General features: G+C 70.5%; 17 protein-coding genes. 9 read left to right on the top strand and 8 right to left on the bottom strand.

The genetic code is table 11. From position 1 onward, the window contains the following. Positions 1-4: 4 nt before the first annotated feature. The gene (trpS, locus tag OG598_RS27975) at positions 5-1,063 is read left to right on the top strand and encodes a tryptophan--tRNA ligase (protein WP_328651754.1); all 1,059 of its coding nucleotides are present in this window, start codon (positions 5-7) and stop codon (positions 1,061-1,063) included. 58 nt (positions 1,064-1,121) lie between these two features. On the opposite strand, the gene OG598_RS27970 is transcribed toward trpS, so the two are convergent. Beyond that, entirely contained in the window at positions 1,122-1,844 is a 723-nt protein-coding gene (locus tag OG598_RS27970) for a hypothetical protein (protein WP_328651753.1), read from the bottom strand. 72 nt (positions 1,845-1,916) lie between these two features. Here OG598_RS27970 and OG598_RS27965 point away from each other — a divergent pair, with 72 nt between their 5' ends. The 5 genes from OG598_RS27965 to OG598_RS27945 all read left to right on the top strand — a co-directional run bounded on the left by OG598_RS27965 (position 1,917) and on the right by OG598_RS27945 (position 6,152). Next, positions 1,917-2,567 carry a winged helix-turn-helix transcriptional regulator gene (locus tag OG598_RS27965; RefSeq protein WP_328651752.1) on the top strand — a complete coding sequence of 217 codons (651 nt, stop codon included), beginning with the start codon at positions 1,917-1,919 and terminating at the stop codon, positions 2,565-2,567. A 40-nt stretch (positions 2,568-2,607) separates the two neighbouring features. After that, positions 2,608-3,819, top strand: coding sequence for a low temperature requirement protein A (locus OG598_RS27960; RefSeq protein WP_328651751.1), 1,212 nt, complete (start codon positions 2,608-2,610; stop codon positions 3,817-3,819). 119 nt (positions 3,820-3,938) lie between these two features. Next, positions 3,939-4,286 (top strand): YciI family protein, encoded by a 348-nt coding sequence (locus tag OG598_RS27955; RefSeq protein ID WP_328655457.1) that lies wholly within the window; start codon positions 3,939-3,941, stop codon positions 4,284-4,286. A gap of 2 nt (positions 4,287-4,288) precedes the next feature. Next, positions 4,289-5,545: an RNA polymerase sigma factor gene (locus OG598_RS27950; protein ID WP_328651750.1), complete on the top strand. Its 1,257-nt coding sequence runs from the start codon at positions 4,289-4,291 to the stop codon at positions 5,543-5,545. Positions 5,546-5,561: 16 nt separating this feature from the next. Beyond that, positions 5,562-6,152 (top strand): HAD family hydrolase, encoded by a 591-nt coding sequence (locus tag OG598_RS27945; RefSeq protein ID WP_112675211.1) that lies wholly within the window; start codon positions 5,562-5,564, stop codon positions 6,150-6,152. Between the two features lie 4 nt (positions 6,153-6,156). Here the strand turns inward: OG598_RS27945 and OG598_RS27940 are convergent, their stop codons facing one another. Further along, positions 6,157-7,128 carry a quinone oxidoreductase family protein gene (locus tag OG598_RS27940; RefSeq protein ID WP_328651749.1) on the bottom strand — a complete coding sequence of 324 codons (972 nt, stop codon included), beginning with the start codon at positions 7,126-7,128 and terminating at the stop codon, positions 6,157-6,159. Between the two features lie 236 nt (positions 7,129-7,364). Here OG598_RS27940 and OG598_RS27935 point away from each other — a divergent pair, with 236 nt between their 5' ends. Continuing rightward, on the top strand, positions 7,365-8,060 hold the full coding sequence (locus tag OG598_RS27935; RefSeq protein ID WP_328651748.1) for a YoaK family protein: 696 nt from the start codon (positions 7,365-7,367) through the stop codon (positions 8,058-8,060). 12 nt (positions 8,061-8,072) lie between these two features. Here OG598_RS27935 and OG598_RS27930 read toward each other — a convergent pair whose 3' ends face one another. From OG598_RS27930 to OG598_RS27920, 3 genes are all read right to left on the bottom strand, one after another. Next, positions 8,073-9,152, bottom strand: coding sequence for a WxL protein peptidoglycan domain-containing protein (locus OG598_RS27930; RefSeq protein WP_328651747.1), 1,080 nt, complete (start codon positions 9,150-9,152; stop codon positions 8,073-8,075). 89 nt (positions 9,153-9,241) lie between these two features. After that, positions 9,242-11,215 carry a metallophosphoesterase family protein gene (locus tag OG598_RS27925; protein WP_328651746.1) on the bottom strand — a complete coding sequence of 658 codons (1,974 nt, stop codon included), beginning with the start codon at positions 11,213-11,215 and terminating at the stop codon, positions 9,242-9,244. Positions 11,216-11,359: 144 nt separating this feature from the next. Next, the gene (locus OG598_RS27920; protein WP_328651745.1) at positions 11,360-12,577 is read right to left on the bottom strand and encodes a HupE/UreJ family protein; all 1,218 of its coding nucleotides are present in this window, start codon (positions 12,575-12,577) and stop codon (positions 11,360-11,362) included. Positions 12,578-12,758: 181 nt separating this feature from the next. Here OG598_RS27920 and OG598_RS27915 point away from each other — a divergent pair, with 181 nt between their 5' ends. Continuing rightward, on the top strand, positions 12,759-13,421 hold the full coding sequence (locus OG598_RS27915) for a hypothetical protein (RefSeq protein ID WP_328651744.1): 663 nt from the start codon (positions 12,759-12,761) through the stop codon (positions 13,419-13,421). Positions 13,422-13,491: 70 nt separating this feature from the next. Here the strand turns inward: OG598_RS27915 and OG598_RS27910 are convergent, their stop codons facing one another. From OG598_RS27910 to OG598_RS27900, 3 genes are all read right to left on the bottom strand, one after another. Continuing rightward, positions 13,492-15,156, bottom strand: coding sequence for a glucuronyl esterase domain-containing protein (locus tag OG598_RS27910; RefSeq protein WP_328651743.1), 1,665 nt, complete (start codon positions 15,154-15,156; stop codon positions 13,492-13,494). A 230-nt stretch (positions 15,157-15,386) separates the two neighbouring features. Further along, positions 15,387-16,076 (bottom strand): hypothetical protein, encoded by a 690-nt coding sequence (locus OG598_RS27905; protein ID WP_328651742.1) that lies wholly within the window; start codon positions 16,074-16,076, stop codon positions 15,387-15,389. After that, on the bottom strand, positions 16,069-16,569 hold the full coding sequence (locus OG598_RS27900; RefSeq protein ID WP_238687504.1) for a sigma-70 family RNA polymerase sigma factor: 501 nt from the start codon (positions 16,567-16,569) through the stop codon (positions 16,069-16,071). The genes OG598_RS27905 and OG598_RS27900 overlap by 8 nt, the downstream gene beginning before the upstream one ends. Positions 16,570-16,750: 181 nt before the next feature. Here OG598_RS27900 and OG598_RS27895 point away from each other — a divergent pair, with 181 nt between their 5' ends. Further along, positions 16,751-19,981: a S8 family peptidase gene (locus OG598_RS27895; RefSeq protein WP_328651741.1), complete on the top strand. Its 3,231-nt coding sequence runs from the start codon at positions 16,751-16,753 to the stop codon at positions 19,979-19,981. The last annotated feature ends 4 nt before the right edge of the window (positions 19,982-19,985 follow it).

The following is a 19,985-nucleotide window of genomic DNA, read 5'->3' as shown; positions in this document are numbered from 1 at the left end:
CACCATGTCCGTCGCACGAATGCTCACCGGCGACCGGCCCACCGGCCGCCTGCACCTCGGCCACTACGTCGGCAGCATCGCCAACCGGGTACGGCTGCACCGACGCTACGAGAGCTTCTTCATCATCGCCGACCTGCACATGCTCACCACCCGCAACCGCCGGGAGGACATCGACCAGGTCTCCGGCAACGCCCGCGAGATGGTGACCGACATCCTCGCCGCCGGCGTCGACCCGGACCAGGCCACCTTCTACCTCCAGTCGGCCATCCCCGAGGTCGGCGACCTCAACACCCTCCTCCAGAACCTGGTGACCGTCCCCCGGCTGGAACGGGTGCCCTCGCTCAAGGACATGGCCCGCGACGCCGGCAAGGAGGAGATGCCGTACGGGCTGCTGGGTTATCCGGTGCTCCAGGCCGCCGACATCCTCTGCGTGAAGGGAGAGGTGGTTCCGGTCGGCCGGGACAACGCCGCACACGTCGAGGTGACCAGGGAGATCGCCCGCCGGTTCAACCACCTGTACGGCCCCGTCTTCCCGGTGCCCGAGTTGATCCCGGCAGACACACCGAGCCTGGTGGGGACCGACGGCACCGCCAAGATGAGCAAGAGCCGGGGCAACTCGATCGCGCTCTCCGACGACGCGGCGACGGTGCGTCGCAAGGTGCTCGGCATGTACACCGACCCGAACCGGGTGCGGGCCGACGTGCCAGGCACTGTGGAAGGCAACCCGGTCTTCGCGTACCACGCGGTCTTCAATCCGGACCGCGACGAGGTGACCGACCTGGCCCGGCGGTACCGCGCCGGGCGGGTGGGTGACGTAGAGGTCAAGGAGCGGCTGATCGTCGCGCTGGAGGGGTTCCTGGCGCCGATCCGGCAGCGCCGGGCCGAGATCGAAGCCGACCGGGGCCTGGTCGACCGGCTGATCGTCGAGGGTACGGAACGGACCCGCCAGGAGGTACGCCAGACGGTGCTCGAGGTACGCCGGGCAATGGGGCTGACCGGCGCGTACCAGCAGATGCGGCGGCGGGCTGAGCGGAGCCGGCGCCGGACGGACGCCTCGACCTGAAGGCCGGGGCGTCCGGTCGGCGGCGTGGCGCCGGGTCCGCTGCGGCACCATCGGGGTCTCAGCGGATCCGGACGTCAGCCAGGTCCAGGGTGATCGGCGTCCAGGAGAGGTCCGGGGTGCGGTCCTCCTGGCGGATGTGGATCCGGCGTCGTGTCGGCACGACCAGCCCGTCGACCTCGGTGGCTCCGCTGACGTAGTGCGCGACCGGGGAGGAGCCGTTGACCACCGGCTGGTAGTCCATGCGTCGTAGCAACCCGCCGTCGTCGAAGTAGTACAGCTGGGTGTCGCTGTGGGTGTGCACGCTCTCGGGGTACGTGACGCGCAGTACGCGCCACGACTCGCCGTCCTCCTTCCACGGCTCGACCTCGTGCGCCTCGACGCCTGGCCAGGTGAACAGGAACGGCTCGACCAGGTAGTGCCAGGTGGCGTAGCCACGGAAGTAGGCCGCCTGGGCGAGCGTCCACTGGCTCTCCTGGGTGTAGCCGGCGAAGCTGGCCCGAGGGTTCGCCAGCTCGTCGATCAGGCTGCCGTCCGCTGCGGTGACGGTGACCCGGTCGGTGTCGCTGTCGTACTCGGTGACCTGGCCGGTGCCCTCTTGGACGTGGCGGATCCGTTCCCGGTGCAGGTCGGCCTCGACCAGTTCGGTGCTGTCGAAGTCGGGGCGGCCCTTGAACGCCCAGAACGGGCCGCCGTAGGTGAGCCGGGTGGTGAGGGTCGACGCGGTGTTCCAGCGATCGAGGCCGCCGTGGCGCTCGATCACCTTGGCGAGCAGTGCATCCATTACGCGCTCCTAAGTTAGGACTAGGTGGTCCGACGTTAGCACTGTTCGGTGGACGCCGACTACGATGGCGATGTGACTCAGCGGACTTACCAGGACGCCTGCGGGGCGGCGCGCACGATGGACATCGTCGGTGAGCGCTGGGCTCTGTTGATCGTCCGAGAGTTGGTGTTCGGCCCGAAGCGTTTCGGCGATCTGCGGTCCGGCCTGCCGAAGGCCAGCCAGAACGTGCTCAGCCAGCGACTGCGGGAGCTGGAGCAGTCCGGCATCGTCCGGCGGGTGCAGCTCGGGCCGCCGGCAAGCGTGCACGCGTACGAGCTGACCGAGCGCGGTCACCAACTGGAGCCGACGCTGATCGAGCTGTCGCGGTGGGGCGCCGGCCTGCCCGCGGAGCCGGACGTCGAGATGAGCACGGACGCGTTCATGCTGTTGCTCAAGGCCCTCTATCGACCACCGACCGACGCGCCGGTGACCGCTCGACTCCGGTTGCAGGTGGGCACCGACGCCTTCGAGGTGGGGGTCTCCCCGAGTGGGATCAGCGTGGCCCGTGGTCGGTCGGGCCCTGTCGACGTCACTGTCACCGGCACGGTCAGAGCACTTCGGGACCTGATGTTCGGCGGCACGGCGCTGCGATCGGCGGTCTCGGCGGGCGACATCGACGTGCACGGCGACATCGCAGCGGCCCAGCGGTTCTTCCTGCTCTTCGGAGCGACGCCAGGCGAGTAGACCGGATGAACAGTCGACCCCCATGGCGCAGAATGCGAGGATGAGGAGGGTTCTCGACATTCGTCCGGTGCCGGCGGGGGTGACGCACCGGACCACGATGTTCGAGATCTTCTTCGACCTGGTCTTCGTCTTCGCGCTCACCCGGGTCATCACGTTCATGGCGGGGTCGCCGAGCGCGCTCACCCTGGCCCAGGGGCTGCTCCTGCTGCTCCTGCTGTTGTACTCCTGGTCGCCGTACATCTGGGTGGGAAACCTGGTCCGGCCGGACGTCGGCCCGGTCCGCGCTGTCACCCTGGTCGCGATGGCGGCGATCTTCGTGGCCGCGCTGGTGTTGCCGGACGCGTGGCAGCGGAGCCCGGAACTGTTCGACGCGCCGTTGACTCTCGCCCTGGCCTACGTGGTCGGCCGGGCCGTGCAGCTCGTGATCCTGTTCTGGGCGAGCACGACGAACCCGCCACTGCGCTCGACGCTGCGGTTCTTCACAGTGCCGGTGGTGCTGGGCTGGGTCCCGCTGATCATCGGTGCCCTTCTCGGCGGTGCGGCCCAGACGGCGCTCTGGACGGTCGCGTTTCTGCTGAACATCGGCGGCGCCCGGATCGCGTCCACCTTCCGGCCGTGGCAACTGCGCAGCGTGGACCACTTCAGCGAGCGGTTCGGCCTGGTGCTCATCATCGCGCTGGGCGAGTCCCTGATCTCCGCCGGCGCGGGCCCGAGGGCGATGGCACCGATTGGCTCCGCCCTACTGGCCGCACTGCTCGGCCTCACCTGCACTGTGTGCCTGTGGTGGCTCTACTTCGATCGGCTGGCGCCCGCCGCCCGGGAGGCCGTCAGCAACGTGCCTGGTGAACGACGGGCCAGCGTGGCCGGCGACGCGTACGGCCTCGGGCACTCCACGCTGATCATCGGCGCCATCTACGTCGCGCTCGGCATCGAGGAGGTGATCGCCCAGCTCACCGAGGAGTCGGCGCATCCCGACCGACTGGGCTGGGAGGCCGCCACCGCTCTGTACGGCGGTGCCGCCCTCTACCTGCTCAGCAGGTTGGTCTTCCGCCGGCTGACAGTTGGCGCGGTGTACCCGACGCAGGTCGTCGCCGCGCTGCTGGCACTGGCCCTGCTGCCGATCGGCCGATCCCTGCCGCCACTGGTGGCGCTCACAGTGCTGACCGCCTTCCTGATCGGGGTGACCTGGTTCGAGCGACGGGTGGACCGACGCGACGAACGACCCGAGTCGGCGCAGCCGGACCTGCCTTGAGCAGAGTCGGACACTCGGCCGCGGAAATCCTGAGGCGCCGTGTCGATATCCCCGGCCCGCGTTCGTCGTCATGCTGTACGGCGACCCGCCGCACCGAGAGGAGCCGAAACGTGAAGTACATGCTGCTGTTCATGAGCCCCATGGTCGACGGGGAGGTCGTCGACAACGGGTGCAGCTTCGAGGACTGGATCCGCTACGACCGGGAGATGAAGGACGCCGGGGTCTGGGTCTCCGGGCACCCCCTGCAGGACCTGACCACCTGCACCACTGTGCAGGTCGGCCCGGACGGGGAGCGCACGATCACCGACGGGCCGTTCGCCGAGACCCGAGAGCTGCTCGGCGGGTACGACGTCATCGACGTGCCGGACCTCGACGCCGCGCTGGACTGGGCGGCCCGCAGCCCCGGGGCCATCGGCACCGGATCGGTCCAGGTCCGTCCGATCTTCGAGCTCGACATGCAGGGGTGACAGTGCCGGCCGAGGAGGCAGCAGTCGGGTCGTCGGTGGAGGCGGTGTTCCGGGAGGAACGGGGCCGACTGCTCGCCTCGCTCGTGCGCCGCTTCGGTGACCTCGACCTGGCCGAGGAGGTCACCTCCGAGGCCATCGAGGCGGCGCTGACACACTGGCCGACCGACGGCGTCCCGAGCCGGCCAGGCGCCTGGCTGCTCACCACGGCCCGGCGTCGGGCCGTGGACCGGCTGCGTCGGGACCGGGTGCTGGCGACCCGGCTCGCCGTACTGCAGGCGGAGGCCGAGCGGGCCGATCACGCGCCGCCGGCCGACGCGGACCGCGACCTGCCGGACGACCGGTTGGCGCTCTTCTTCACCTGTGCGCACCCGGCGCTGGCCGCGCAGGATCGCGGCGCGCTCACCCTGCGGTTCCTGGCCGGCCTCACCACCACCGAGGTCGCCCGGGCCTTCCTGGTGCCGCCCGCCACCATGGCCCAACGACTCGTCCGCGCCAAGCGGAAGATCCGCGACGCACGCATCCCGTTCCGGGTGCCGGGACCCGACGAGCTGCCCGGTCGTCTGCCCACTGTGCTCCAGGCCGTCTACTCGGTCTTCACGGAGGGATACGCGGCCAGCTCCGGCCCGGATCTGCAACGGATCGACCTGGCCGAAGAGGCCATCCGGCTGGGCCGGATCCTGCGTCGGCTGCTGCCGGCCGAACGGGAGGTCGCCGGGCTGCTCGGCCTGATGCTGCTGGTCCACGCCCGACGGGACGCGCGTACCGGGCCGGACGGCGCCATGATCCTTCTCGACGACCAGGACCGTGGACGCTGGGACCGTCAGATGATCGAGGAGGGGCGGAGCCTGGTGGTGGTCGCGCTGACCGGCCGAGGGCCCGGCCCGTACGGCGTGCAGGCCGCCATCGCCGCGCTGCACGACGAGGCCGCCGACGTGGCCAGCACCGACTGGCCGCAGGTGGTGGCCCTCTACGACGTGCTGCTCGGCCTGGTGCCCTCACCGATCGTGGCGCTCAACCGGGCCGCCGCGGTCGCCATGCGGGACGGGCCGGCGGCGGGGCTCGCGCTGCTCGACGAGTTGGCCGACGAGCCTCGGCTGCGCGGCCACCACCCCTATCCGGCGGCGCGGGCCGACCTGCTGCGTCGGCTCGGCCGGTACGACGAGGCCGCCGCCGCGTACCGCAGCGCGTTGACGCTGGTCGGCACCGAACCGGAGCGCGCGTACCTGCTCCGTCAGCTGAGAGCCGTCACGACCGAGTGAGCTGTACCCTTCCCGGGTGAGTCTGCCTCTGCCTCCCGGGCCGTTCGCCGCGTACCTGTTCGACTGCGACGGCACCATCGTCGACTCGATGCCGCTGCACTACCTGGCCTGGCAGCGGGCCCTTGAGGAGTGGGGCTGCGAGTTCCCCGAGGACCTCTTCTACGCCTGGGGTGGGCGGCCCACCGCCGACATCATCGTCGCGCTGAACGAGCAGCAGGGGCTGGCCATGCCGGTGGCTGCCGTCGTCGAGCGCCGGGAGAGCTACTACCAGGAGTTGCTGCCGCAGCTCGCCGCCGTGCCCGAGGTGCTGGCGCACATCCACGACGCGCACCGGCGGGTCCCGTTCGCCGTCGTCTCCGGCAGCACCCGCGCGTCGGTCACCGCCTCCCTGGACGCGCTGGGCCTGTTGGACCGGTTCGACGTGCTGGTCTGCGCCGACGACTACACCCGGGCCAAGCCCGACCCGGAGGCGTTCCTGCTCGCGGCGGAGCAGCTCGGCGTACCCCCGGAGTCCTGCCTGGTCTTCGAGGACACCGACCTGGGCATCCAGGCCGCGACGGCGGCCGGCATGGCTTCGGTACGCGTGCCGCAACAGCGCACGCCCTGACGTCTCAGGCGACAGTCAGCAGGAGCTTGCCGGCGTAGGACGTCTGTAGGCGCTGGTGCGCGTCCCGCACCTTGCCCAGCGGGAACTTCTCCGCGACGTGCACAACGAACGGCCCCGCCTCGATGAGTTCGTTGAGGCGCTGCAACTGTCGAGGGCTCGATTCGCCGTCGTACGCGCGGACCATGACGCCCGGCCGTTCCTGAGGCTCCGGCCGCACCCCGTGGGCGAAGGCGACCACAGCGCCGTCGGCCAGCGCCTCGGTGAGCCGGTCCAGCGTCGCGCCGCCGGCCATCGCCAGGATGGCGTTCACCCCGCCCGGCGCCGCGTCCCGGATCCGGGCCAGCACATCGGTCATGTCGCCGTGGCCGTCGAGGGACACGTCGGCGCCGAGCCGGGTCACCAGCGCGACGCCGTCCGCCCCGGACGCCACGGCGATCACGTTCAGCCCCTGCCGCTTCGCCAACTGCACGGCCAGGTGGCCCTGGCCGCCGCTCGCGCCGAAGATCAGCAACCAGGCGCCGGCCGACAGGCTGATCGCGTCGAGCCCGGCCAGCGCGGTCAGCGCATCGGTGGGCATGGCCCCGGCGTGTTCGGGGGGCACAGCGTCGGGCACCTTCGCCGCGTACTCCGCCTTGACCGACGCGTACTCGGCGTAGAAGCCGCCCTTGGGCCGAGCGGTGGCGGAGACGTAGACCAGGTCGCCCACGGCCAGGCTGGTCACCTTGCCGCCGGCCGCGATGACGGTTCCGGCGCCGTCGGAGCCGGGCACGATCGGCAGCGCCGAGCCCTCCGGCACCAGCACACCCTCGCGCTCGTACGCGTCCCACACCCCGACACCTGCGCTCAAGACCTTGATCAGCACCTCGTCGTCGGCGACCTGCGGGATCGGCAGCTTCCGCAGGGTGATCACCTCCGGCCCGCCGAACTCGTCGAAGGCCGCGGCCTGCATCCGCTCTGGCACGTCCCCGTCAACCATGTGGATTCCCTCTCCGTGCCGGCGTCACCGTCGCAGCATGCCGGCTCGGGAACGGGCGTGGCCCGGGGCCGAGCGTCGTTCACCCACAAGGACGAACGCCAGCGCTCGGTGGGCCTGGCCGGGCGTAGCCGGGGCGGGCCCGGGAATGTCCGCGTACCGCGCCGGGCGCGAGCGGGTGCGTTCTACGTGAGGACCGGGCACGTCGCGCTGGCCGCAGGACCGACGGAAGGGGCATCGTGCACGCTCCGTCGACGCGGGCCACGGCCTGGCTCCTGGTGGCACTGGCCACAGCCTCCGGCTGCCTCGACGTGATCTGTCTGACCAAGCTCAACGGCTACTTCGCCAGCGTGGTCACCGGCAACCTCGTGCACTTCGGCCACGCGCTCGCCACCGCCGACACCCGCTCGCTCGCCGGGGCGGTGGTGGCGGTTGGCGGGTACGCGGTGGGCGTGGCCGGCGCCACTGTGCCGTTGCGCCACACCCCGCCGGGTTGGAACCGCCGTACCGCTGTGGTGACGTCGGCCGAGGCGGTGCTGCTGCTCGGCTTCACTGTGGGCTGGTTCGCCTGCTCGGCCCGTCCCGGGTACGGCTTCGGGCTCGTGCTGCTGGCGATGGCGGCCGTGTCGAGCGGCATCCAGAGCGTGATCACCGTGGCCGCCGGTGTACGGGGTGCATCGACCACCTACCTGACCGGCTCGCTGACCGAGTTGGTCCGGCGTCGCGTCGTCGACCCGCACCGGTTCGCCGACGTGGGTGGCGTCGGCCGGCTGGCGGGGCTGGTGGTCGGCGCCGTGCTCGGCACTGTGGTGCTGCGTACGGCCCCGACCTGGGCATCCGTGCCGGCGGCGGTGCTGGTGATCGCCGTGATCGCGTTCGCGATCGGCCTGACCCAGCGGGCGCGAACCGCCGCCGGCCGAAGCCAGCCGAGGTGACCGGAGCCGCGATCAGGAGGTCTGCGGCTCCGGGCCACGAAGCGCCTGCTCGACGGCGTCGCGTACGCGGGCGTCCTCGCGCGCCTTGCTCTGCGCCCGGTTGCGGCGTCGGTAGAGGTACGCCCCGACGAGGCCGGCGATCAGCACGACGAGCACCAGCACCAGCGTCCAGGGCAGGGCCCAGCCGTGCGCGGTGACCTGGACCGGCTTGAGCGAGGTGGTGGAGCCCGAGGCGTCGGTGAGCAGGGGTGTCACTGTCGCTGTCGCGGCCAGCGAGATGGCGGGAGCCACCCCGTGTACGGGCACCGTCACGTCCCAGCTCTCACCCGGGAGCAGCTCCGGCGGCGCGGCGACATCCTCGGCCCGCACCCGCAGCAGGCCGAACGGGCCCGAGACGGTCACCGCCTGCTTACCGGACAGGGCCGCGTTGCCGACGTTGTGGACCTTGTAGGTGATGGTGGCGTCACCCTTGCTGAACGGGTTGGTCGGCCCGGCGTACGTGACGTGGAGGTTCTCGACGGCGAGGTTCGGCTTCAGCTCGCCGCCCACCCGCAACGTGATCCGGATGCCGAGGCGCCGGTCGACGTTGATCCCCTCAGCCTGGTCGGCCTGGGTCAGCGTGGTGAGGATGCCACCGACGTAGTCCCCGGGCGTGGCGTTCTCCGGAACGTTGACAGTGAAGGGGACCTGGGCGGTCTTTCCGGGCTGGATCACGACGCTGCCGGCGTTCGGCTTCACCCAGGCGCCGATCGCGATCGACTTCTTGTCCTTGGTGAGCAGGTCGAGCTGGCCGGCGTCGGTGGTGAAGCCGTCGGCCGCGTACACGGAGAGGGTCAGCGGCGCCGGGCCGCGGTTGGCCACGACCATGGCGTCCTCGACGGCACCGCCCGGATTGACGTTGTAGCTGTAGCTGGACCGGGCCTCGCCGTAGCCGTTGGAGGCCGTCCGGACCGTCCAGGCGACGTTACCGTCCGCCGCCAGGGCGGGACCGGCGCCGACACCAACGGCCGCGACGACGGCGAGCAGGGACAGTGCTGTCGTACGGAGGCGTGCGGCGGTCGTGGTCTTCCAGCGAGTTACGGACGGTTGCATCTCAAGTCCTTGTGGTGATCTTGGTAGTGGGTGAACCGGTGGCGGGGTAGGCCCCGAAGGTGCCTACCCCGCCGAATGGGACGCTCCGGTCAGCTGCTCAAGGCAGTGATCGTGAGGGTGGTGCGGTAGCTGCCCTTCGCGATGCTGTCCGGGATCTTCAGATCCAGGTCTGCGCCGAGCTTGGCGCCGCCACGCGGGTGACCCTGCGCGGCCGCGGCGAGCGCGCTGGAGACCGAGAGGCCCTTGCCCTGGTCGTCGAGGGACGACAGGACCAGGGTGCCGGCCTCGGCGCCCGCGCCGGCGTCGAGCACGTACGGGTTCCAACCGAGGTAGGAGCCGGAGAACGTCTTGTCGGCGTCGGAGAAGTCGCCGACGTTGGCCGAGATCGACCACGGGGCGAGCGACCGGCGGCTGTCCGACACGAGGATCGGGTTGATCTTGCCGTTGGCCTGGAAGTAGGTGCCGTTGCGCTCCTGCGCGGTACCCAGGTCGACCAGACCGTTGTAGCCGTCGATCGTCCAGCCGAACTCGCCCGGAGCCGGGTTCGGCACGTTGACCTGGATGGCCTGGCCGTCACCGTGGAACGGGTGCACCGTCACGTTGTCGACGATCGAGCCGACCGGCTGACCGTCCGGGGTGTTGACGCAGGACAGGCCCTTCTCGACGGCCGCGTTCGGCGCCGCGCAGGTGCCGCTGCGAACGTTCGCGAGAACCAGCTTGTCGCCACGAACCTGCACCTTGACGTAGCTGCGCACGTGCTCCTGGTTCTGCACGGAGTTGTACCAGTACTTGTTCGCGTCCAGCGGGTCCGGGCCGTTGCCACGGATGCCGGTGCCGGTGGCGTCCGGCTTCTTGATGTCGTAGTACTTCGAGCCGGAGGCCGAGTTGGCCGTCACGTAGATGACGCCACCCGGACCGGGGAACACGTCGGCAGCGCCCGGCTTCTCGGCCGGGTTCTCCTTCTGACCGTTCTTGATGGAGTAGCTGCGCGAGTAGCTGTGGTCGTGGCCCTGCAGGACCATGTCGACGCCGAGGTTGGAGAACGCGGTGGTGAAGTCTTCCCGCCGCTGCTTGTTGTCGGTGTCGGTCGCGTGGCTGGCCGGCGAGTAGATGGAGTGGTGGTAGACCAGCACCTTCCACTTGGCCTCGGAGCCGTGCTTGTTGATGACGTCGGTGACGTACGCGACGTGCGCCGCGTCGCCGCCGGCGGAGCCGTCCGCCGGGTTGGCGTAGCTGTTGCTGTTCAGGTCGATGAACAGCACATCCTTGTGGATGAACCAGTAGTCGCCGCCGGACCGGGTCGCCTGGTCCCCGTTGTAGTACGCGGACGAACGGTCGGTGTTCGGGGTGAAGTGGTGCTGCTCGTAGGACTTGCCGCCGACGTCGTGGTTACCGATGGTGGCGACGAGGGGGATCTGACGCAGCTCGTCGGGGGCCAGGAACGAGGTCCACTGACCCTCGTCGTTGGCGCTCTCGACGTGGTCGCCGGCGGAGACCAGCAGCTCGGCGTTCGGGTTGGCCGCGGTGGCGACCTTCAGGGTGTCCTCCCAGCCGGCCTGGTCCTTCAGCCGGTCACCGGAGGAGCCGATCTGCGGGTCGCCGAAGAACAGGAAGTCGTAGTCGCCCTCGAAGTCCTGCGTCTTGAAGGCGTACGCCGGGGACCAGCTGCCCTCGGCGCCGACCCGGTACGAGTACGCCGTCTTCTCACGCAGGTTGCTGATCGTGGCGTGCCGGTTGAAGCCAGTGGTGGAGGTGTTCGCCGCACCGACGGCGTCGAAGCTGAGGGCGCCGGCCGGGAACTCGCCGTTGACGATCTCGGCGGTCGGGGCGAGCTGGATCTTCTGCGCGGTGTCGGCGGAGGAGTACCAGCTCACGATGCGCTGGGTCTCGTTGGCGCCGACGCCGAGGACCACACCGGTGATCGTGGTGGACTCGGCCGCGCTCGCGGTGGCCATCAGACCACTGCCGAGGGCCGCGCCCATTCCGAGGAACCCGGCTGCGACCCCGGCGACCAGGCGCCGCCGCACGAGCGCGGAGGCCCGTGTCGAGGTGCTCAATGTCATCGACATTGTTCCCTTTTCAAATAGAGAAATGGATTGTGCCTTCACCCGACGCTGGGGAAGCAATTCCACGCTTTCGCCGCCCGGTGAACCGACCATGAACGTGATCTTGCGAAAGACTGCACTTCACGAACTACTTAGCCCTGCTCATGATCCAGAAATACGCTGCACAAACCAGATCAACCCCATAATGGACACGGCTGCGGAAACAGCCCCGGTCGCCCACAGGCCGGCTTTCGGCGCACGACGGCGCAGCACGAACAGCAGCGGGAAGACGACAGCGATAATCGTCAACTGAACGACCTCGATGCCAACGTTGAACACCAGCAGCGACCACAGCAGGGTCCACGACCACGCCTCGTCGATGCCCAGCGCGCCCGCGAAGCCGAGGCCGTGCACGAGGCCGAAGCAGAACACCACGCCGAGCCGGATCCAGCCGGCCCGGTCCAGGCTGAAGTGGCCGCGTCCGGCCGTCTCCAGGTCGGCCGCGTGCTCACCACGCCGCCAGATCCCCCACAGGTGCCAACCGGCGACGACGGCGATCGACAACGCGATGACCGGCTCCACGACCACCCCCGGCACCTCGACCAGGCCGAGCGCGGCGAGCATGAACGTCACCGAGTGCGCCAGGGTGAAACTGGTGGCCGCGAGCACGATCTCCCGGAGCCGCCGAGACCCGGCGATGAGCGCCAGCAGGAACAGGATGTGGTCGATCCCGGTCAGCAGATGCTCCGCGCCCAGGAGGAAGAACTCGCCGAATCGCTCGTACCAGGCCTGCGCGGTCGAGAAGGACGGGTTGGCGGCGTCGAGCGCCGCACTGCCCGAACGGCCGTCGATCTCGTACGTGACGATCGTCTTCGTGCCCTTGACGTAGCCCTCGTCGTCCGGGAAGAGGCCGCTGCGCACCACGTGCTCGTCGACAGGCTCCGGGCAGGTCCAGTCGAGCAGCAGATCCGCGTACGGCACGCCCTCGCGCTCGCCGATCGTCGCGTCACCCACCTGGGTCGGCCGGCAGGCCGCACCCCGGGAACTCACCGAGAACCGGTCGGAGACGTAACCGAGAACCGCCGACGCGTGACCCTTCAGTGCGGCGGCCTGGGCGGCGGTGTCGCCCGCCTCGAACGCGGCGGTTCCCGCCTGGAAGAGCGGGTCGTCGTCGCCGGCATCCGCAGCGGACACCACGAGGAGGTCGTATTCGAGCTCCACCCCGGTCCGAACGTGACCCTCGTCTCCCGCTGCAATTTTCGCGTACACGGTCGACGAGAAGCCGTGCGCGGACGCCGGTTCGGAGCCCAGAAACGGAATCACCGCTGCGGCGAAACCGACAGCGGCGACGATAACGGTACGGCGGATGCGGCCTGACATTCGACTCCCTCGGTTGGCCAGTGCACGTTGCATGCCGTGGGTGAACACCAACACGCGCACCGACGAACCGCCGGAGAACAACGTCCCCGAACGACCGCCCACCGATTACCGGTGACCGGAATTGAGATAGGAATACGAAGAAGTAAGCGCACTTTCCGCCACCACCCGGAGGACGATCACCTTGCGCCCCCCGCTTCGGGCCGTTGCCATGCTGGCCGCGACCGCCGCGCTGGTCACCGCCTGCAACTCCAGCGACGACTGGTCCGAGCCACGTCCGGCGCCCAGCGCCGTCGGCACTCTCGGCCCGGGGTTCGTCGACCCCTCCACGAAGCCCGCGCCGGAGGCGACCATCACCCCGCAGCCCGGTTCGTGGGCCGGCGTCCACCCGCCGAAGGACTACCGGGTCGTCCTGCTGACCAGCGGTGCGGACAACCCGACCAAGACCCTCGTGACGGCGGTGAAGGAGTGGGCCGACGACGAGCACGTCGACCTGAGGACCATCGTCGTCGGCAATGCGCACGACACCGTCCCCAGCATCGCCAAGGCGATGGAGATGGGCCCGGACCTCATCGTCAGCGCGGGCAACGACCTCATCGACGGGCTCGCGCTGGTCACCCCGAACCACCTGGACGAGAAGTTCCTCGTGGTCGGCGCGGAACTCGCCGAACCCACCCACAACGTCACAGCTGTCGACTGGGACGGCGCGTCGTTCCGTGGCGAAGGGCTCGGCATGTCCTCGACGTACGACCCGAACTCGTTCTCCGCGGACCGGTGCGCGGCGGCCATCCGGGCGGGCGTGGCAGCGGTCCTCAACGACCTGACCGGGCTCGTGGTCTGGCTCTGACGCTCGGGCTCCGCCTCCGAGCCGCGCGACCCGGCGCGGAGGCTGTGCACCTCCGCACCGGGCCTGCCTGTCACCCGGTCGAACAGGTGGGAGTCATCCCCGCACCGGTGCCGCTGCCCTGGTAACCGAACTCGGTCGACTGCCCGGCCGCGATGGCGCCGTTGTAGGCGACGTTGGTGAACTGAACGGTCCCGGTGCTGCCGCTCCGGTTGGCGCTCCAGATGCTGGTGACGCTGGCACCCGACGGCAGAGTCGTGGTGACCGTCCAACCGTTGACCGGCGCGGTGCCGGCGCTCACCCGCACCGTGGCGACGAAACCGCCCGTCCACTGGTTGACCGACACCGTCGCCGAACAGCCACCACCGGCCGGGGGCGGCGTGGTCGGCGGCGGGGTGGTCGGCGGCGGCGTGGTCGGCGGCGGGGTGGTCGGGGGCGGAGTGGTCGGCGGCGGGGTGGTCGGGCCGTCAGTCAGGACCGGGGTCGGCCAGTCCCGCCAGTCGGCCAACCGGCCGAGCGCCTTGCTGGAAATCCGGATCACGCCCGGCTCGTTGCCCGTCTTCAGCAGGAACTTGCGGATGTTGTTCTGCAACGGGGTACGCCACTCGGGGCGGTTGGCGCAGTGGCTGCCGTCCTGCACGTCGGACCAGTAGGTGATGTTGTCGCCGGCGCCGAGCGCCTTGTAGACCTCGGCGCCACCCAGGGCCGCGACGCTCGCCGACCGGGGGCCGAGGTTGGCGATGTGCGGGTTGTCCATGATGAACAGTCCGCGCGGCGCCACCATGGCGACCATCTCGTGGGTGTCCACCGGGAGCCGGTTCGGGCTACCGGTGAAGGAGCCGAACGCGTCACCCAGCCAGGGTTGCTCCCCGTACGCGCTGCTCAGGCTCTGCGCGCCCTCACCCGGGATGCCCCGGAAGATGGGGACGCCCGCGCTGCCCGATTCGATCGGCATGGTCAGGGCGATGCGCTGGTCGAACACACCGATCGCGAAGGCGCCCTTGCCGTAACGGGAGCAACCGGTGACGCCCATCGCGTCCGCCTTGAGGATCCTGCCGTCGGACTGCTCGATGACGTCGATGATCCGGCTGACGCCCCACCCCCAGGCGGCGAGCAGTCCGGTGCTGCTCGATGAGCCGTAGATGCTGTAGAACGCGCCCTGCTTGTTGTTCCGGGGAGTGCCCTCGCGCCCGACTGCCAACGGGTCGTAACTGATCACGGCAGCGCCGGCGGCCTTGATGGTGGCCGTGTCCGCGCCGAACCCGCCGACGACCACGACGGCCGGGAAGGGACCGGTGCCGCTCGGCAGCTCGACCCGCGCCGAGAAGGTGGAGCTTCTGCCGTTGTGTGCCACGTTGACGGTGACGGTGCTGTTGGACACCGTCCCCGTGACCGTCGCGGGCTTGGCGGGCTTCTCGCCGAAGACGAACTTCTCGGCAAGCTCCTTGATCTCCGCCCGCCGGCAGCGCCAGTCGGACTTGGCGGTGATGGTCGTCCCGTTCAGCTTCTTGAAGGGGTCGGGAAGCTTGGCGTTGGTGGGCAGCGAGCCCAGGTCAGGCAGACCGGACACGGGGCAGTCGACGCCCTCGTCCTCCACTGCCGCGGCCAGCGTGCCTACGGCGGCCTGAGCGTTCGTCGTTCGTGTCACTACCGATACCGATCCGGCGACAGTGAGCGCTGCCAGCGCCAGCACGACGACAATGGACCGGGTCCTGGAACGGCCCGAGGGGATGGTCACTAGAGGTCTCCTTCCGAGGTGGTGGTTACAGGAAGGGACGAAGCGAGATCGATGATCACGATTGCCAGCCACGTCAAGCCTGAGCCGGCCCATCGTAAGGTGTCAATGTTTTTCCGAAAGTTTCGGCCCTATCTTATCGAAACCTTTCGACGTCAGCGTCCGGCTCGACGGCCGGCACCAGGTCCGCGCCGAGCACCGACGGCACGATCGTGGCCCGCTGTCGAGGCCGCTCACCTCGGCCCGCGGTCCAGGAACTCGTACGTGGTGGTCAGGCCCTCGGGCAGGTCGGGGACCAGGGCGTTGGTGCCGTCGACCACCTGGACGTAACGCTTGCCCTGGAAGATCGAGTAGCTGCCGTCCGGAACCTGATCGATCCGGAAGAGCTGCGTCGAGGCGGCGGCATCACACGCCCGGCCGCGTACGCTGCCCGGCGCGGCGTCGTGCACGACTGTCATGCAGATCGCGTCGGCACCGGACGCCAGGAGGACCCGGTACCTGTCGCCCTCGGGGCGCAGCACCCACAGCGCCCGATCGTCGATGCCCTGTTCGGTGGTGGCCCGCACCTGATCGCCGTCGCTGTCGATCGCCAACGTGGCCCCGCGCATGCCGGGCAGCACGATCTGGACCTGCCGCCGGCCACCGAGGATCTCCTGCGGCCCCGCCGAGGCGGTCGCGGACGGGACCACTGGCGGTGCTGCCTGGGTGGCCGGTTCGGCACCGGGCGTCTCGACGTTGTTCCGCACCTGCACCACTGCGGTGCCAGCGGCGAGGGCCACCACGGCCAGCCCCGCTGCGCCGACGACCGCTCGACGCCGCCGACGCCGGTCGCTGCGGTGCCGCAACGTCTGTGCCCCCGGCAGCGTGGCGACTCGCCGGACCTCGTCCACGATCGCGGTGAGATCGTCGCGCGGATCAGCCATGGGAGGTCTCCTCCTGGTGCGCATCGGTCAGCAACCCGGCCATCGCTCTCCGACCACGGGCGAGGTACGTCTTCACCGTTCCGACGGGGGCCTCCATCTCGGCTGCCACCTCCGCGACGCTGAGGTCGTTGAGATGGTGCAGCACAACCGCCCGCCGCTCGTTGGCGCTCAGCCGTTGCAGCGCCTGCAACAGCGCGACGTGGTCCTCGTTCAGTCCGGGCACGCCCTGGTCGACAGCTGCCCGGCGGTGCGCGCGTACCCGGTTGAACGCCTTGCGCCAGCTGCTCACCGCGATCCGGGAGGCCACCCGGCGGACCCACGCCTCCGGACTGTCCGTCTCCCGCACCGTCGCCCACCGCTGCCAGGCCCGCATGAACGCCTCGGCGACGGCGTCCTCCGCCTCGGCGCGGTTGCCGGTGAGCGCGTACACGTGACCCACGACCCGACCCGCGCAGGCCGCGTAGAGGGCGTCGAACTCTTCGGCGTCACGCATCCGACCGGTGCCCTCCCATCCCTCGTCCCCTGGTCACCGCCGCATGGAACTCGCAAGGGTGGACCGGTGACGTCGGCGCGGGGCGGGATTGTGGCCTCCGTCACACCAGAGTGATCAACCTAACGACCTGGCCAGGCGTCATCGTGCCGACCCGGGAGACGCCCGTGGCGGAGAGGACGATGTGCGACGACGGCAACGACGCGCCCTGACAGCCGGCGCACTCGCGACCGCGCTGGTTGCGGCGGGCCTGATCGCCCAACCGGCGAACGCGCAGGAAACACCGACGGCCACGGCCCCCGGCACCCACGGAACCTTCACCCTGATCACCGGGGACCGGGTCTCGCTGGACGCGGCGGGGCGCCCGCAGATCCAGCGCGGGCCGGGTCGGGCCGGCATGCGGTTCGTGAGCAGCCGGGAGGACGGTCACCAGTACGTCATCCCGGTGGACGCGGTGCCCTTGGTGCGCGACGGGCGGCTCGATCGACGCCTGTTCGACCTCAGCACGCTCGGCGAGTTCGGCTACGACGACCGGGCGGCCGAATTGCCGCTGCTTGTCGCGTACCCCGAGAACATGGCGGCACGGGCACGGACCGCGACCACCGGGGGCGCCGGACGGGTGCGGGCCGACCTCCCGGCCGCGCACGCGCTCGCGGTCCGGGCGGACCGGGACGACCGGGTGACGCTCTGGACGTCGCTGACCCGAGGTACGCCGTCCGCGCGCACCCTCACCACGGGGGTCACCCACATCTGGCTGGACGGCAAGCGCACGGTCTCCCTCGATCGCAGCGTGCCGCAGATCGGCGCCCCGGCGGCGTGGCAGGCCGGTTTCGACGGCACCGGCGTCACCGTCGGCGTGCTGGACACCGGGATCGACGCCAGCCACCCCGACTTCGCCGGCCACCTCACCGAGGTCCGGGACTTCACCGGCGGCAACGACCCCGGCGACTCGGTCGGCCACGGCACCCACGTGGCCTCGACGATCGTCGGCAGCGGCGCCGCCTCCGGCGGCAGGTATCGCGGGGTCGCGCCGGGGGCGAAGCTGCTCGTCGGCAAGGTCTGCGCCACCACCGAATGCCAGGACTCGGACATCATCACCGGCATGCAGTGGCTCGCGCCGCAGACCCGGGTGGTCAACCTGAGCGTGGGCGGCGACGACGCACCCGGGCTCGACCCGCTGGAGACCGCGGTCCAGGAGCTGAGCCACCGGTACGGCACCCTCTTCGTGGTCGCGGCCGGCAACGAGGGGAAGCCGAAGTCGGTCTCCTCGCCGGCCTCCGCCGACGACGCTCTCGCCGTCGCCGCAGTGGACGCCGACGACCAACGGGCCTACTTCTCCAGCCGGGGCCCGCGCGTCGGCGACAACCACATCAAGCCCGAGATCAGCGCGCCAGGCGTCGACATCGTGGCCGCCGCCCCCGGTGGTGACTACGCCACCATGTCGGGCACGTCGATGGCGACCCCGCACGTGGCCGGCACCGCGGCGATTCTCGCCGGCCAGCACCCGGACTGGACCGGCCCGCAGCTCAAGGCCGCCCTGATGGACTCGGCCAAGCCGACCGGCGAGGACACCATCTACGAGCAGGGCGCCGGCCGGGTGGACATCGCCCGCGCTGTCGCCCAGCCGGTCGCCACCGACATCGCCGCCATCGACTTTCCGGTACAGCGCTGGCCGCACGCCGACGACAGCCCGATCACCCAGGTCGTCGGCTACCGCAACACTGGCACCGCGCCGGTCACACTGACGCTGGCCATCGCTCCAGCCCCGGCCGGCATGCTCACCGTCAGCCCGGCCACGCTCGTGGTGCCGGCCGGCGGCCGCGCCGAGGCGACGATCACTGTGGACACCCGGGTGAACGCCCCCGACGGCGTCTACCAGGGCGCGCTGACCGTGACCGGCGCCGGCGACCTGCGGGTACGGACGCCCTTCGTGTTGAACCGTGAGATCGAGAGCTACGACGTACGGCTCAACCACACCGGACGCGACGGCAAGCCGGCCACCGAGTACACGACAGTGGCGGCGAACCTGACCACCGGCGAGTTCAGCACCCTCCCCGCGACACCGGGCGGCGGCGTCCTGCGGCTGCCCAAGGGGCGGTACGCGCTGTACAGCACCATCCACGAGGGTGCCGTGTCGACACTGCTCGCACAGCCGGTCCTGGACGTCCGCGGCCCGGTCACCGAGGCGGTCGACGCCCGCACCGCCAAGCCGGTCGCGTTGACGGTGCCGCAGCGCGACGCCGCGCCGATCTCGATCAACGTGAGCGCCAACTGGGACGACGGCATGCGCTACCCGGGCGTCCAGCTCAGCGGAGCCTCCTTCAACGACATCTTCTTCGGCCGGCTCGGGCCCGCCGTCGCGGCACCCGAGTTCACCGCGACGCTGGGCATCGGGCTCGCGCGGCCGGGCAAGGACGGCACCTTCCGGAACAGCCCCTACACCTACGACCTGGCGTACGTCGGCACTGGCGACATGTTCACCGGCCTGACCAGGAAGCTGTCGCCGAAGAACCTCGCCACTGTCAAGACGACCTACCGCAGCCAGTCCACGACGGCGACGGCCACCCGGTTCCACCGCGCGTCGGCACCCGGAGGCGCGGGCCCGATCGGGTCGAACACGCCTGTCGACCTGCCGTTCAAGGGCACCGAGTACTACAACACCGACGGCGGCATCGTCTGGACGTCCACGTTCGTCGAGGGGGACAACCTCACGACGCAGGATTCGACCTTCAAGTCGGGGCGTACGTACAGCCAGACCTGGAACGCGGCACCCTTCGGGCCCTCCGTGACCCAGGCGCCGACCCTGTCACCTCTGGGGTACGCGGGCCGCGACGGCGACACCATCTCGATCGCGTCGGTGCCCCTGTTCGGTGACGCGACCGGTCGCCCCGCCAGCCGGGACGACCAGCCGGTGCGATTCCGGCTGCTGCGCGACGGTAAGGAGATCGGCACCTCGGACAGCCCGTGGGCCGAGTTCGCGGTGCCCGCCGGGAAGGCCACCTACCGGCTGGAGGCGACCGCCACCCGAGGCGCGCCGGACACCCTGTCGACGTCGGTCTCGGTGGCCTGGACCTTCACCTCGGCGCACACCACGTCGCCGGAGCGGTTGCCGCTGACCACGGCTCGCCCGACGCCCGTGCTCGACGACACCAACACGGCACGGACCGGCCGGATCATGACGATCCCGGTGGCGCTGGACCGGCAGGCCGGCTCGACCGCCGCACCCAACCGGACGCTCGCCGTGTCCGCGTCGTTCGACGACGGCCGGACGTGGGTCGCCTTGCCGGTGATCCGGAACGTCGCGCTGATCAGTCATCCCCGACGGGCCGGATTCGTCTCGCTGCGGCTGACCGCCACCGACACCGCCGGCAACGCGGTCACGCAGACGATCCAGCGGGCCTACCGGATCGCCTGACGCA

The organism is Micromonospora sp. NBC_00330, assembly GCF_036136635.1.
GTDB classification, from domain to species: domain Bacteria; phylum Actinomycetota; class Actinomycetes; order Mycobacteriales; family Micromonosporaceae; genus Micromonospora; species Micromonospora salmantinae.
This window is presented reverse-complemented; position numbering and strand designations above follow the sequence as displayed.